The sequence below is a fragment of the Desulfosalsimonas sp. genome (assembly GCF_055149105.1).
Window position 1 is genome coordinate 33,251 of sequence record NZ_JBSRLA010000009.1, and the last position, 14,936, is coordinate 48,186.

A 14,936-nucleotide genomic window follows, 5' to 3' on the forward strand; every position below is an offset into this window, starting at 1 on the left:
TGCCATGAAAAAAATTCTGTTTTTATGCGATGCCAGTGACATTGACATGGTGGAGCAAAGCTTTGCCCATCAGGACAAATATGACCTAACCATTGAAACAGCAGAAAAAATCCTCCAGTTCGGCGTGCGGCCCTACCTGGAGCAGACCATTGAACGGATCAGAAACAACCCGGAAATGTATGACGGCATTGTGGGAACCCATGACTCCTCAGCCGTGTTTGCCGCCATTATCGCCCAGGAAACCGGCCACCGTTTCGCGCCGGTCAACGCGGTGATCAACACCCAGAACAAGTATCTTTTCCGGCGCATCCAGCGCGATGTCATCCCGGAATCCACCCCGGCTTATGCCCTGGCCCTGGACTATCTGCGCGACCCTTCCCGGCTGTCGTTTCCGTTTTTCATCAAACCCGCGCGCGCCAATATCTCCTTTGGCAGCCACAGGGTGGAGCAGGCAGGCGAACTTGAATACTACATTGCCAGGGAAAGCATTGATATTGCCCGATTCAACCAGTATTACCTGAATGCCCTGGCCATTGACCCGGCTTATCACAACGCCTTAAATGTTGCCACATGCAACGATTTTCTGTGCGAAGAACTGATCTCCGGCACCCAGGTGACCATGGACGGCTACGTGTTTGAAGGGGAAGTGACCTTTTTCGGTATCACCCGGGCGGTTTATCACCCGGATACCAACAGCTTTTTCTATCATGCCTTCCCCCACCGGTTTGAACCGGACCTGCAGGACAAAATCGAAACAGCCCTCAAAAAGCTGATCCCGGCCCTGGGCATTGATAACAGCTTTTTCAACGTGGAGCTGCGGGCAGACGAGGAAAAACAGAAATTCGGCATCATCGAGGTCAACAGCCGCATTGCCTTTCAGTTTGCCAAGACCATCGAATCGGTCACCGGTACAGATCCCCTGCACATGCTCTGCGACGTGGCTACGGGCCAAAGGCCGGAGCCGGTCAAAACACGCAGGATGACCCATTCGGCGTGCTACAATTTTGAGCTGCATCTTTTCCACGATGCCCGGATACTTGAGACCCCCACCCAGAGTGCATTTGCGGAAATCCGGATGAAATATCCAGAGGTCAACATCCGCAATCTGATTCATGAAAACGCGCATTTATCTGATTTTAAGCACAACCCGGAAAGCTATCGCTACGCGGTGGTGGATGTGCCCGGAGACAGCCACCAACAGATCATGGAAAAATACCACCAAGTGGTTTCAATGCTGGGCTATCGATTCAGCAAGGCCCTGGAAAACGGGGAGGGCAGCGGCATAGTGCCTGAATCCCCGCCGCGCAGAACCTATGGCGGCAGCCGGGAGCTGGCCGCCCAGCCAGTTCCGGAGGACTGAAAACCAATAAAAAAAACTTGACTTGTGCGTTTTCATCCCTAGGGTAAATTGAACAAAATCAATTTAACCAAAGGAGTTTTTTTATGCAAAAAGTTGAAAACGGCAAGTTTGTCACCGTTCATTACAAAGGCACCCTGGATAGCGGCGAAGTTTTTGATACCAGTGATGAGAGCCAGCCCATGGAGGTCATGGTGGGTGCAGGTCAGGTAATCCAGGGCTTTGAACAGGCCCTTCTGGGCATGGGCTTGAATGAAAAAAAGTCCTTTACCCTGGAGCCGGACCAGGCTTATGGCAACCGGGATGAAGAACAGCTGCACACTTTTTCCCGGGAGGAAGTGCCCCCGGAGATGAACCCCCAGGTAGGCGATGTCATCGGCCTGCAGACCCCGGACGGCCAGCAGATCCCGGCCAAAATCGCCCAGGCCGACGACGAGAAGGTGGTGGTGGACTTAAACCATCCCCTGGCCGGCCAGAACCTGAACTTTGAAATCGAGGTAAAGGCCATCAATGACGAGCCGACCCAGCAGATGCAGCCCGGATGCGACACCGGCGGCTGTGACTGCTCCTCGGGCTGCTCCTGCTGATGGTATCCGCCGGATAATTTTTTCATATTCCCGAACCGGGGCAGAGGGCCAAAAGGTCCCTGCCCCGGTTTTTTTTGTGCTTTTCCCAGGCCTTCTTTGATAAAAAGCCCTTCATCCAGGCAATGGGCAAAGGACGCCGCCATAGGCCTTAAGATCTGTCAGCAGACCATGCGTGAAGCCGAAGACAATAAGGCCTGAGCCTCCTGCAGAGATCTGAAAGCCGCGAAACTCACCTATAGCCGGGTCACGGTCCCCCCCCAAAAAAGTATCAACAATCTTTTTTACCGGCACCAGAGGCCCGGCCTTGTGATTCTGGCATAAAGAACGTCTTAATCAAACGGATACAGCACAACCCGGTTTTTACCCTGTTTTTTGGCCTCATACATGGCCTTGTCCCCATGATCAATAAGAGTGGCAATCTCAAAGGGCCCGGAGACATCTTTGCCGGCCACACCGATACTGATTGTGACCTTTTGTCCGGCCGGCAGTCCGTTGAAGCTTGCCTTTGCAACGGCCTGCTGTATTCTTTCAGCAACCTTGGCAGCCCTGTTTTTCGGAGTTGCCGGCAGCAGCACCATGAATTCCTCCCCCCCATAACGGGCCAGAACGTCTGAATCTCTGAGAAGGCGTTTGCAAAGATTGGCAAGATCGGCAAGCACCGCATCCCCGGCAGCATGCCCGTAATTGTCGTTTATTGCCTTGAAATTATCTATATCCAGGACGAGCACGGAAAGCGGCAAATCCAGTTGACAGGACCGATACAGCTCTTTTTCAGCAGCATCAAAAAAACTTCTGCGGTTTAAAACCTGGGTCAAATAATCGGTCCCGGCCAAACGGGTTGCCTTGCCCAGGGCTTGCTCCAACTGCTGTGATTTCTCCTCGAGCTCGGCCCGGGCGTTTTTTAACTGCCTGAGATTCTGGATTGAAACCAGGGCCTGGGTCAGCAGGGGACCCAGACGATAAAGCAATTTGGCATGCATGTACCTGATAAAGCCGTGGCCTTTGCTCACACATATAATTGCCGCCCGGGACTTGCCGAAATAAAAAGGTGCGTGCACAGCAGATCTGTAAATTCTTTTGATTTCCGGCTTGTCTTTCCACTCGGCAGGCTGCCGGAGGTCATGCACGATGATGGGTTTACCCCTTTCAAACATGCGGCTGAACATGTCTCCGGGATACCATTTTGTTCCCCAAACCCCCGGAAGGGTGGAAGAAAAAACTTCAAGGGAACTGCTTTCGTCTGAAACCAAAACAAATGAACCATCCAGGGACTCAGACCTGTCTATGGACAAAAGGATATTGAGCAGTCCGGATTCTGCCGTATCCGAGGATGTCAGCACCTGCAGACCCTGCAGCAGCAACTCGCTGTGCCTGCGTGACTGTCTTTCCCGGCTGCGCATTCGTTCACGGTCAAGGGCAATTTCGTAAAGTTCCTCGTTGCCCAGGTTTTGAATTTTTTTCTTTATATCTGATGGCATGCCGCTTCTCCGCGCAAATCGGCTACAGAGCCGACGGCAGATTGGTGAAAAGAATGACCGAGATCATGAGATTGCCATGACAATTGGCCCCTTCGGTAAGACAGCCCTGCTCCCCGAAGGTAAATAGCGTCAAAAACGGTACATCTCCAAGAACCCATTTGATTTTATGCTGTACCTCCTCCATATCGTCCCGGACCGCCAGCATGGAGCCTGCGCAAAAAACAATCAATGCGCCCCTGACCTGGTCCGGCTGGCAATCATGGCTTGACAAAACGCTTTCCACCACCCGTGCCGCCCGGTTTATCAGGCTTTTTCGATTTCCGGTCATCAACGTAATTTTGTCATTGGCATGTATATCTGTAAACAAGCTCATGCTGTTGTCTGACAAAACGGTTTCAGGGTGGGAAAGAAGATACAGGGGAACTTTGCCCAGGTCATGACTGAACCTGGCCAGCGGATACCAGTTCGTGGATTGAACAACATTGCCGCCCATGGACAGCACAGGGGTTACTGCCCCGCCTGTCCATTCATTGTATACGAGCGCGGCCGGACGGCCGTCGATCTCCTGAAGAACCCGGCCGTTGGTTTTGGTTGCCACCCCAAAACAAGAGGTGGGAGAATAACCGCTGTGAAAGGAAAAACCAGGCTCCACACTGGAAAAAACTGAACTTACGGCCACTGCCGCCCTGCTGCTTTGGCCATTTCCAATGACAGACCAGTTGCCGGAGATCGTATCATCTGCAGCACTTCCGCCCAAAACGGGCACATTCGGACCCAGCACAGACTCGATTCCAGCCAGAAGTTTTTCCTCGTATCCCGGAGTGGCGGTAATCCAGACAAAATGAGGAGATTCACCAGGCCTGCCCGCGTTTTCAAGACTTTCAGCCACGGCCTCGGCACCGGACTGCCCGGGATTTTCCTCAAAACAGCGCAAACCAACCCCATAATCTCCGTCCGGATCATAGATCCCGAACAATCCAAGCGCACCCGGACTGCCGGGGATAAACCCGGAACCCGTCATGACCCCGCGACACGAGCTTGCCCCATGCACCGGAACTTTCGGGGCAAGCCTGGAAAGTGTGCTGCAGATAGCCCTGGAATCGTAAACTTCTGTGTAGCAGACAAAAAGAAAGTCCGGCATACCGGCCATGTTGGCGGTTAAATCGCAAAAGGCCTGTTCTGCAGCCTCCCGGGCATCATTTTTTTGAGAATACGATACAAATATATGCATTCAGTGCCCCTTTAATAAAACAATAAAAACGAATCAGGGGACAGATAACCCCGGGCCGGTATTATGATTGGCGGTTTCATGTACTGGCCCGTGCAAACCGGCTTTGCTTCACGCCGCAAAACCGCCGTTGACACACAGGTTTTGCCCGCTGATCCAGCCGGCTTCGCCGCTGACCAGAAGCAGTACGGCACCGGCAATATCGCCGGGGGTGCCGATGCGGCCGAATGCGGCCATATCCGCAAGATTTTGTATTTGTTGTTCTGTCTTGCCCTGCCTGAACAGTTCCGTGTCCACGGGTCCGGGCGAGATGGCATTGACTGCGATTTTTCTGTGGCCAAGCTCCTTTGCCAGCACTTTGGTGATCTGCTCCACAGCCCCCTTGGTGGCGGCATAGACGCCGTAATCAGGCAGCATCATCTTTGTCACGGACGAGGAAATATTGATGATTTTTCCGCCGTCCGCCATTTTTTTGGCCGCCTGCTGGCAGGCAAAAAACAGGCCTTTGACGTTTACGGCAAAACTATCATCAAATTCCTTTTCAGTGAAGTCGGCAACTTTTTTAAACAATGCAATGCCGGCATTGTTGACCAGAATATCAATGGAACCGAATTGTTTCCCGGCAGCATCAAACAATGCGCTGACCTCACTTGTCTTTTGCATGTCCGCTTGCACGGAAACAGCCTGCCCGCCGCTTTCAGTGATCTGCGAGACCACCTGGTCTGCAGCTTTTGCATTTTTGGCATAATTGACCACCACCGAGGCGCCGGATTGGCCGAGTTTCAAAGCGATTTTCCCTCCAATGCCCCGGGATGCGCCGGTTACGATAGCTGTTTTGTTTTTCAATACAGCTTCCATATTCCCCCCTTTTTTATTTGCTTTTTCCGGATTCCACAATCACTGTCAACGCTTCCGGACGGAAACTTTCACAACACGGGTATCATCATTTCTGCAAAAAACAGGTTTTGCTCAGCTATCGGGCATGGCGTTTTCCACCCGGTCTCTTCTGGAAAAGATGGATTCGGGATCAATTTCCCCAAGATTTTCAAACACATAGTCAGGCTGATAAGGGAATCGGTTCATGGTCTCCCGGCTGGTCACACCGCTGAGAACCAGGCATGTGGTCATTCCGGATTCCAGCCCCCCCACAATGTCGGTGTCCATCCGATCGCCGATCATGAAGCAGTTGGCCGAATGCACGCCCAGTTTCTTACGGGCCCAGAACATCATGGCCGGATTGGGCTTTCCCAGAAAGTAGGGCACCACACCTGTCACGCGTTCAATGGGTGCGACCAGGGCGCCGCAAGCGGGCACCGGGCCCCTCAGGCTGGGTCCGGTCAGATCCGGATTGGTGGCGATAAACTTGGCCCCCTCCTGAATCAGCAGGGTTGCTTCAATGATTTTGGCGTAATCATACTGCTCGGTCTCGGCGACAATCACATAATCCGGTTTGTCCGAGGTGATGGTGATGCCCGCGTTTTCCAGCTCGTCGACAATTCCACGTCCGCCGATCACATAGGCGGAGCAGCCCTCCGGCCGCTGTACCCGAAGAAAGCTGGCCGTTGCCATGGCAGAGGTATAGAAGCAATCCTCAGGGACATCAATGCCCATCCCCATGAGCCGATCCCTGATTTCCTCAGGGTTGTGGTAGGAATTGTTGGTCAGAAACAGGAATTTGTAATCGCCCTGCTGGAGTCTGCCGACAAACTCGCCTGCACCGGGAATCAGGTGAGAGCCGGTATAAACGACCCCGTCCATATCCATGATAAACGCTTTTTGGTAGGTCCTGTTGTCCTTATACATGAGTTTAAACGATTTTCGAGGGTTGAAAAAACGCTTTGCACCCGGCATGCTGCCTGGTCATTGGCGTTTTGCCGGTTCTGCATGGCACCAGTACAATTTTTCATTGATAATGGTTTCGGAAAATGTCGTTTCAAAAACCAAACCCTGATCATAGACATTCCTGAAGCTCAATGTATAATATAATCAAAAAATTTCATCAAACCATTCCACCCCTCCTGATTTCGGGGACTGGCAACGCAGGAAAAAAGAAATACGGCTATTGGGGGTTTTCGGATGTTTCCGGGTTTGCACTGGATGAATTTTAAGATATGATGCAGGCATCTTTCAACCAGGCCGCAAATAATAAAAGAGAAATGCATCAGATGGACCAACCTGCAGACATTGTGGTGATCCCCAGGCAAGAGGCCGTGTTCTGGCTCGACAGCGAGGGGTGGTGGCGAAATGACGGCGGACGGTTCCGGAAAAAGAAAATCATCGATTATTTTCACCGGCACATTCACCGGGATGAAAACGGCTATTTCGTTCTCCAGGACAAGGGCGGGATCTGGGAGAAAGTCTATTTCCCCTATGAAGACACGGCCTTGTTCGCATTTGACATCCGAAAACAAAACAACGAAATATGGCTGGTGCTCAACACGGGCCGGGAGATCCTGCTGGATCCGGAAACGCTTTATATCCAGGATGACCGGCTCTATGCCATAAACAACGATGAGCGCATCCGGTTTGCCGAGCGGGCCATGATCCGGATGTCCGCACTCATGGAAGAAGATGAAAACGGCCGCCTGCAAATCTGCACAAACGGCAGCAAATACGTAATCACAGAAAAATAAAGAAAACAGAAATGCCCGCAGAAGCCAGGGACATCCAAACCCGTGCCGTCTGGAATGAATTTCTGTCTTATAAAGCCACCCTGGCCACAAAAAATCGCGACTACAGCCAGTGGCACAAAGGGCGGGAGAATTTTGCGGTCTGGACCGTGGGTATTTGCAATGAACAAATCCGATCGCGTTTTGATGCGGCAAAGGCGTGGATGGAGCCCTTTCTTTTCTCCCCCTATTACCGCCAGCCCCATGTCACCCTTCTGGTATGCGGCTTTCTGACCCATAACCCGCGATTCAGTGATGATTACAGCAGCCAGAGCCTCCGGCGCCATCTGCAGGATCTCTGGCAGACGCGCATACAGCCCTTTGAGATTTGCATCGGCGGGATGAACAGTTTTGCAGCAGCACCGTTTCTGGAGGTCTTTGACACCCAGGGCGGACTGGCGCAAATCCGGCGGATTTTAACCAACAGCTTTTATGAAGACCGGACAAGAGCCTATGTTCCGCACCTGACAATCGGCCTGTATGCCGGTGCGTTTAACACCCGGGATGTGGCCGAAAAAATGGCGGCGTTCCAGACAAAAGACCGGATTTCCTGCATAGTGGACAAAATCACCCTGTCCACCTATTCGGCCTTTGAAATCGCAGGCCCGCTTTCAGCCCAACAGGAAATCGAGCTCAAAACAGCCGGCAAATAATCAAAGCACACCCGACACGGCTCATGCGAACATCGGCATAAGCAGCTTCCGCCTTGGTTATGCCGATGTTGCGGTTGTGACTTCTTCCGGGTTGAAGATGGTGGTGGCCTGGAGGAAGAAAGCCCTGCGGCCGGGGGCGGGTTTTTTCGCTCCTGAGCCTTTTTGCGGATTCAGCCGATGCCTTCGCCGAAATTTACAAACTCGGGCTGTCGCCCTCAAACAGTTTGAAATTTTCCGGCTCCGGCATCGGCTGAATTTTTCCGCAAAAAAGATCAATGTCGCTTCAAAAACCGCCCCCGCCCTTCGGGCTTCCTTGGGGGCCCTTGTGCAAATTCGATAACTCCGTAAAACACATTGGAAGCATTCTTCCGGGCTCACCAACTCTTATCGGCATTCAAATTCAAAGAACCTTCCGGGAAAAAACAGTTGCTGGCACATATTCCCAGTGTGCTGGTCATGAGCCGGGGCGGGGGTGGTTTGTTTGGCTGCATTGGCGCGGTTTCGGCAAAAGATTGGGCCGGGGCTTTGGCGCCCGGAATTTTAAACTGTTTGAGGGCGATCCGCCCGAGTTTTTAAAATTCCAGCCAAAGTCCCGGCCCAATCGCCGAAACCGAGCCGCAGACAAACAAATCGCACCCGACCCGGCTCATGCGAAAACCCGCAAAAGCTGATTATATAGACGCTGTGGTCACGTTCCCTGCGGTGAAAGTGAGGGCTTGGAGGAAGAAAGCCCCTTTCCAGGCATAAATCAGATCTTGCCCCGCTCCTTGGCAATGCGCATATAGGTTTCCATGCCGGATTCCGGGGGCAGGTAGAGATTGTCCTCGGATTTTTTCTTTAAGGCCATGGCATCCGTGGGGCAGGTGGTCACGCACAGACCGCAGCCGATGCAGCGGTTTTCCACCACATGCGCTTTTTCATCAACCATGGAAATGGCATCCATCTGGCAGCGTTCCACGCAGGTCTCGCACCCCACGCAGACCTCTTCATCAACTTCGGCAAAATAGTTGCTCTTGACCGCTTCTGCCGGGCTGTCCTGAAGTTTTAAAGACCGGAGCATGCCGCAGCAGCAGCCGCAGCAGGAGCACATGCCGCCCACACTCTGGGAGTTGAAGGGCTGCATCACCAGGCCGGCCTCATCATTTTTGGCAATGATCTGCCTGGCTTCATCCTTTTCAATGTAGCGGCCCATGCCGTTGTCCACGTAATAGGCCGCGTGGGAACCGAACAGAAAACAGGTTTCCAGGGGCTTGTCGCACGCCTGGTCGATTTGGGCCGCAGAGGTCCGGCAGATGCACGGGGCCACGGCAATGGTCTTCTGATTGTCGATGATTGTCATGGCGTCTTCATACGCGGCAATGGGCCATTCGGACACGATTTCCCGGTTGATGGGGATGGTGCGCATCACCGGGGTGGACCATTGCTGAAATGTCTTGCCCAGGGCCTGCTGATAATAGGATTCAAGCTCCTCTGCGAGCTTTCGGTCCACACGGTTTAACTGAAACTCATAAATGCCCACCACAAAGGGCACAGCCCCGTACCTGACCCGCTTGCCCTTTTTCTGGCGAAACAGCAGACCCCGGGATGCCATGTCTTCCAGGTGGGACGCGGTCTGGTCCTCGGGCAGTTCCAGGCGCTTGGCCACCGTTTGCGGGTCTTCGAGCATGGGGGTGAGCATCAGAAACATCCGCGCGTCTTCCTCGGTGAAAAGCTGCTTTAAAATGCTGATTTCCACGCCGTTTTGCGTGGCCGGAAAACCTGTTCCCAGGTCGTCGAGCCGCTGGCGCAATTGTTCGTATACCTCACTCATGGGGCCTCCTTGGCGAATCCGCGTTATGTCTCTTTTGCAGTTGACAGGTTTGGTTGCAATGAAACCGATTTTGAAGGATAACCTTATTTTTGTTGGGAATGGTTGTCAACGAAAATAAAACGACCGTTCGTTATTTTTGAACAAAAGCTTTCCAGTCCCAGACCACGGCGTTGGCATCCGTGTTCATCCCGGGCCAGGGCCAGTCTGCGGGCAGAGAGGCGGTAAAGCTGAGGCGGTGCTGTCCTGTTGGATGATCAAAGGACAGTTTATGGGCAAACAGGGCCAGTTGTTTTTGCGGCAGTGGGTTTGGAGCCCCGTAGCGCAGATCCCCCATGACCGGAAAACCCAGGTGGGCCAACTGGGCCCGGATCTGGTGGTGACGGCCCGTGTCCAGATCGATTTCCAAAAACGTCTTGTTTTCAGCAATACCCAGCACCCGGTAGGAAAGCCGGGCCTCCTGGCTCTTTGCAGTGGGGGCGGAAACAATGCGGCTGGTGGGGCCTTTGCGCTCCATATTATTGGCCAGGTCCCCGCCCCTGCCGGGAACCACCCCGTGAACCACGGCCAGGTATTGCTTTTCCACCCGGCCCGTGCGAAACTGCCGGCTCAGTCGGGAGGCGGCCTTGGATGTGCGGGCAAACACCACCACCCCGGCAACCGGCCGGTCCAGGCGGTGGACCAGGGCCAGAAACACGTTTCCGGGTTTTTCATACCGGATCTTGATATATTGCCGGGCCAGTTCCAGCAGGCAGACATCGCCTGTGCAATCGCCTTGTATCAGCAGCCCGGATGGTTTATATACCACCAGCAGGTGATTGTCTTCGTAAAACACCGGCCATTTGGCCGTGTTGATAAAACCGGGATCAATGTTCATGATTCAGGATTCAAGGTTGATGAGCCTGTAAAAAGTCTTTCTTACAAGCAGTGTTAAGTTTTAAGTGATTAAGTGTTAAGTAAAATCAATAATTTATTTTTATATTGCTTATCGATTATATCAGTTTCAGGACTCCTAAGGAAATTTCTTTTTTACGTTATACCGAAATTGTACTGCTTAACCCTGACGGCGGCGCGGAAAAGCGGGTTTCCGAGCGGAAATTGTGGCTCCAGGAGGCTCCTGAAGCGAGGAAACTTGCTTTTGCGCGCCGCCGATCAGCCAAGGCGCTTATGGATTTTCCTCTCTGCAAAAATACCGCGGCAGCGAGATAAACAGATTTTACGGTATCATCGAGGTTGATGGGAAATGGCTCAAAAAAAACCGCAAAGCAAACCCCCGGGTCCCAAAGACATGGACCGGATTCTGCAAAGCTGCGGCATCGCGCTTGCCCGGGACCGGATCGATCTGTTATGGCAATACCACAACCGGCTGCGCCAGGCCAACCCGGAATTGAATCTCACCCGGATTCACCGGTTTGAAAACATGGTGGTCAAGCTTTATGCCGACTCGATTCTGCCCGGTGAGCTCACGCCCCTTCCCTCCCCCCTGCTGGACCTTGGCACCGGCCCGGGCATGCCGGGAATCCCGCTGAAAATCGCTTTTCCGGATACAGAGATCGTGCTGGCCGAAACCCGGCAGAACCGGGTGGCGTTTCTGGAGCAGACCATTGCCGGTCTCGGTCTTTCCGGCATCCGGGTATACGGACATTCCGTAACCCCGTCATTTGAGCAGATGTTTTCCGGCGTGATCACCCGGGCGGTGGAACACATGGAAAAAACCCTGCACCGGGTTCAGGGCTGCCTGGAGACCGGCGGCCTTGTGATTTTCATGAAGGGGCCGGGGTGCGCAGATGAAATCGCGGCCGCAAAGCAGGCCTTTTCCCGCAGTTTTGAGCTGCGGCAGGACACGGCCTACAGCATCGGCGACACTCCGAATCAAAGACGTCTGGTGATATTTGAGCGCACAGATGCGCCCCCGGCCCGCCGCAGGCAGCAGGCTGCACAAAAACACCGGGTCCGGAACATGGAAAGCGAACAAAACACCACATACAAGGATCTGAAAAAACTGCTAACCGCAAAGGGCATGAAAAAGCAAAACCAGGCCCTGGTATCCGGGACAAAGCAGATCACAGACATTATTGCCCAATGCTGCGACAAATGCCTGGCCTGGATTTCATGGTCTGAAAACCAGCCGCCCCCGGAAAATCTGCCCGGCCGGGCCGCCTGGTACCGGCTGGCCCCGGAACTGTTTGACACCATAGACATCCTTGGCACCCGGTCGCCCCTGCTGCTGGTGGAAATCCCTTCCATCCCTTCGTGGCAGCCCGGCGCCGGTCTGCCTCCGGGATGTACGGTTCTGGTGCCCTTCCAGGACCCGGAAAACGTGGGCGCGGTAATCCGGTCGGCGGTGGCTTTTGGCGCGGAAAACATCGTCCTTCTGGCAGAAGCCGCCCATCCTTTCCATCCCCGGGCCATCCGGGCCTCCGGGGGTGCGGTGATGCATGCCAATCTCATGCAGGGCCCGTCCATCGGCGATTTGCCAACGGATCTGCCTGTGGTGGCCCTTTCCATGAAGGGCACGCCCATCTCCAAATTTGCGTTTCCCCCATCCTTTGCCCTGCTGCCGGGCATGGAAGGCCCGGGCCTGCCCAAGGGGCTGGAGAAAAACGCGGTCTCCATTCCCATGAGTGAAAAGGTGGAATCGCTCAATGCCGCGGCCGCAGCAGCCATTGCCCTTTACGCCTGGTCGCAGGAAAGGCGGGTATAAATGTTTCCGCCAGCCACACGAAAACAGATGCAGGACATGGGCTGGGACAGCCTGGATGTGATCCTGGTCACCGGGGACGCCTATGTGGATGTGCCGCACATGGGCGCTGCTGTTATTGCCAACGTGCTCATGGACGCGGGTTTCCGCACCGGAGTGATCGCCCAGCCGGACATAAACGATGGTGCTGATATTGCCCGCCTGGGAGAACCGGAACTGTTCTGGGGCGTGACCGGCGGGTGCATGGACTCCATGGTGGCCAATTACACGGCTTCGGGCAAAAAACGCAAAAGCGACGATCTCACCGCTGGCGGACAAAACACCCGTCGGCCGGACCGGGCGGTGATCGCCTACACCAACCTGATCCGCAGGCATTTCAAAAACACCCGGCCCATTGTGCTCGGCGGCATGGAAGCCAGCCTGCGCCGGATTTCCCACTATGATTTTAAAACCAACAAGGTGCGCAGAAGCATCCTGTTTGATGCCAAGGCCGATGTGCTGGTCTACGGCATGGGGGAAAAAACCGTGCTGGAGCTTGCCCGCCGCTTCCAAAACCAACAGGACTTCACGGATCTGCGGGGTATCTGCTATGCCGCAGCCCAAAAACCCGAAGGATTTCTCGAACTGCCCGCCCATGCCAAAGCCGCCGCAGACAAGGACGCCTTTGTGGAAATGTTTTCCGGATTTTACAAAAATACCGATCCTGTCAGGGCCCGCGGTCTCTGCCAGCTCCAGGACACCCGCTACCTTGTGTGCAACCCCCCGCAGCTACCTTTGAGTCAGCAGGAGATAGACCGCATCCATGAACTCGGCTACAGACGCCGGGCCCATCCCGTGCACGCGAACCAGGGCAACGTGCGGGCCCTTGACACCATTGCGTTTTCCATTATCTCGCATAGGGGTTGCTACGGGGAATGCCACTTCTGCGCCATTACCGCGCTTCAGGGAAAAACCGTGATCAGCCGCAGCCATCAATCCATCCTCAGGGAAGCCGAAAGCCTGGCCCGGCATCCGGATTTTAAAGGCGTGATTTCAGACGTGGGCGGGCCCACTGCAAACATGTATGCAATCGAGTGCAGGAAAAAGGCAACCCATGGGGCCTGCATCCGGAAAAGATGTCTGGGCGACCGGGTCTGCCCGGAGATGGCCGTGGACCACGGCCCCCAGATCCGGCTGTTAAAGGATCTGCGCAAAATTGCCGGGATCAAACACGTGTTTATCGGCTCGGGCATCCGCCATGACCTGATCCTTGCTGACTTGAAAAACGGGCAGGCCTACCTGGAGCAAATCATCGCCCATCATGTTTCCGGCCAGCTCAAAATCGCCCCTGAACACAGCGAAAGTCATCTGCTCACACTAATGGGAAAGCCTGATATTGACCTCACCCGGCAGTTTATCCGCCGCTTTCGCAAAACCGCCCAACGCCTGGGCAAAAAATATTATCTCACCGGTTATTTCCTGGCCGCCTACCCGGGATGCACGCAAAAAGACATGGAAGCGGTAAAGGACTTCTGCACCCGGGCAATGGGCTTTGCCCCGGAACAGGTCCAGATCTTCACCCCGGTTCCGGCCACCGTGGCCACGCTCATGTACTGGACAAAAAAAACATGGCCCGGCAAAAATCCCCTTTTCGTGGAAACCGACCCCCGCCGCAAACAGGCCCAGAAACAAATCCTCACCCCGGCAGCCCGGACCGCAAAACCCAAAAAACCGCAATAAAAGACCCTTGCCAACTCCCTTCTTGACAAACCCGATGGTTTGGGTAAAACTTGGCTGAAAGCATGTAAGTAAGTTTTACTTTATTTTTGTCATTCACCTCTAAAACCGGGCAGACATGGACATACAGGAACCTCCCCGGCAGGTGCCGCCAGGGCAGATCAAGATTGAAAACGCCCTTCGCACTCTGCTGGAGCAAAAGGATTTCAACTCCATTACCACCGCGGAAATCGCCCGCACCTCGGGGGTCAACGAGGCGCTGATCTATCGCTATTTCAAAGACAAACGGGGCCTTCTCCACCAGGTGCTGGCAAATGACCTCAAACGGTTTGTCCACCAGATCCGGGTGGAAATCGACCGGCGGAGCGGAGCGCTGGAAAAACTGCGCCTGATGATCCGGCTGCATTTCTATTATTATGCGGAAAACCGGATATTTGCCAAAATCCTGCTTTTGGAGGTCAGAAATTACCCGGCCTATTATGAAAGCGAAACCTACAAAATCGTCCAGGATTACAGCAAAATGATCCTGAAAATCATCCAGACCGGGGTCAGAAACGGCGAGATCAAACAGCATATCGACCCTCATCCCATCCGCCAGGCCATTTTGGGCGGAATCGAGCACATGTGCCTGCCGGGCGTGATTTTCGGCGGCCATATTCCCGCAGATCAGTATGCAGACGATTTGTTTGAAATCATTGCCAAAGGCATCGCAAACAAGTCTGCAACCACATAAATTCATC

General features: G+C 53.9%; 13 protein-coding genes. 7 read left to right on the forward strand and 6 right to left on the reverse strand.

What is annotated here, in order from left to right; genetic code table 11:
• The first annotated feature begins 4 nt into the window (after window positions 1-4).
• Window positions 5-1,360 (forward strand): ATP-grasp domain-containing protein, encoded by a 1,356-nt coding sequence (locus ACTCIA_RS03515; RefSeq protein WP_463000420.1) that lies wholly within the window; start codon window positions 5-7, stop codon window positions 1,358-1,360.
• An 83-nt stretch (window positions 1,361-1,443) separates the two neighbouring features.
• Window positions 1,444-1,944: an FKBP-type peptidyl-prolyl cis-trans isomerase gene (locus ACTCIA_RS03520; protein WP_463000421.1), complete on the forward strand. Its 501-nt coding sequence runs from the start codon at window positions 1,444-1,446 to the stop codon at window positions 1,942-1,944.
• 329 nt (window positions 1,945-2,273) lie between these two features.
• Here ACTCIA_RS03520 and ACTCIA_RS03525 read toward each other — a convergent pair whose 3' ends face one another.
• The 4 genes from ACTCIA_RS03525 to ACTCIA_RS03540 all read right to left on the reverse strand — a co-directional run bounded on the left by ACTCIA_RS03525 (window position 2,274) and on the right by ACTCIA_RS03540 (window position 6,453).
• Window positions 2,274-3,422, reverse strand: a complete 1,149-nt coding sequence (locus ACTCIA_RS03525; protein ID WP_463000422.1) for a sensor domain-containing diguanylate cyclase — start codon at window positions 3,420-3,422, stop codon at window positions 2,274-2,276.
• Window positions 3,423-3,444: 22 nt separating this feature from the next.
• Window positions 3,445-4,653, reverse strand: coding sequence for an FIST signal transduction protein (locus tag ACTCIA_RS03530; protein ID WP_463000423.1), 1,209 nt, complete (start codon window positions 4,651-4,653; stop codon window positions 3,445-3,447).
• Window positions 4,654-4,761: 108 nt separating this feature from the next.
• Window positions 4,762-5,508 carry a glucose 1-dehydrogenase gene (locus ACTCIA_RS03535; protein WP_463000424.1) on the reverse strand — a complete coding sequence of 249 codons (747 nt, stop codon included), beginning with the start codon at window positions 5,506-5,508 and terminating at the stop codon, window positions 4,762-4,764.
• A 111-nt stretch (window positions 5,509-5,619) separates the two neighbouring features.
• Entirely contained in the window at window positions 5,620-6,453 is an 834-nt protein-coding gene (locus ACTCIA_RS03540; RefSeq protein ID WP_463000425.1) for an HAD-IIA family hydrolase, read from the reverse strand.
• Between the two features lie 362 nt (window positions 6,454-6,815).
• Between ACTCIA_RS03540 and ACTCIA_RS03545 the strand changes: the two genes are divergently transcribed.
• Both ACTCIA_RS03545 and ACTCIA_RS03550 read left to right on the forward strand, forming a co-directional pair.
• Entirely contained in the window at window positions 6,816-7,283 is a 468-nt protein-coding gene (locus tag ACTCIA_RS03545) for an MFS transporter permease (RefSeq protein WP_463000426.1), read from the forward strand.
• A gap of 11 nt (window positions 7,284-7,294) precedes the next feature.
• Complete coding sequence (locus ACTCIA_RS03550; protein WP_463000427.1) at window positions 7,295-7,972, forward strand: 2'-5' RNA ligase family protein; 678 nt, start codon at window positions 7,295-7,297, stop codon at window positions 7,970-7,972.
• A 748-nt stretch (window positions 7,973-8,720) separates the two neighbouring features.
• On the opposite strand, the gene ACTCIA_RS03555 is transcribed toward ACTCIA_RS03550, so the two are convergent.
• Together ACTCIA_RS03555 and ACTCIA_RS03560 are read right to left on the reverse strand one after the other, a co-directional pair.
• On the reverse strand, window positions 8,721-9,782 hold the full coding sequence (locus tag ACTCIA_RS03555) for a 4Fe-4S dicluster-binding protein (protein ID WP_463000428.1): 1,062 nt from the start codon (window positions 9,780-9,782) through the stop codon (window positions 8,721-8,723).
• A gap of 130 nt (window positions 9,783-9,912) precedes the next feature.
• Window positions 9,913-10,656 carry an RluA family pseudouridine synthase gene (locus ACTCIA_RS03560; RefSeq protein ID WP_463000429.1) on the reverse strand — a complete coding sequence of 248 codons (744 nt, stop codon included), beginning with the start codon at window positions 10,654-10,656 and terminating at the stop codon, window positions 9,913-9,915.
• Window positions 10,657-11,022: 366 nt separating this feature from the next.
• Here ACTCIA_RS03560 and rsmG point away from each other — a divergent pair, with 366 nt between their 5' ends.
• From rsmG to ACTCIA_RS03575, 3 genes are all read left to right on the forward strand, one after another.
• Window positions 11,023-12,483, forward strand: a complete 1,461-nt coding sequence (gene rsmG, locus ACTCIA_RS03565) for a 16S rRNA (guanine(527)-N(7))-methyltransferase RsmG (protein ID WP_463000430.1) — start codon at window positions 11,023-11,025, stop codon at window positions 12,481-12,483.
• Complete coding sequence (locus tag ACTCIA_RS03570) at window positions 12,484-14,199, forward strand: YgiQ family radical SAM protein (RefSeq protein WP_463000431.1); 1,716 nt, start codon at window positions 12,484-12,486, stop codon at window positions 14,197-14,199.
• 115 nt (window positions 14,200-14,314) lie between these two features.
• Window positions 14,315-14,929: a TetR/AcrR family transcriptional regulator gene (locus tag ACTCIA_RS03575; RefSeq protein ID WP_463000432.1), complete on the forward strand. Its 615-nt coding sequence runs from the start codon at window positions 14,315-14,317 to the stop codon at window positions 14,927-14,929.
• Window positions 14,930-14,936: the final 7 nt, after the last annotated feature.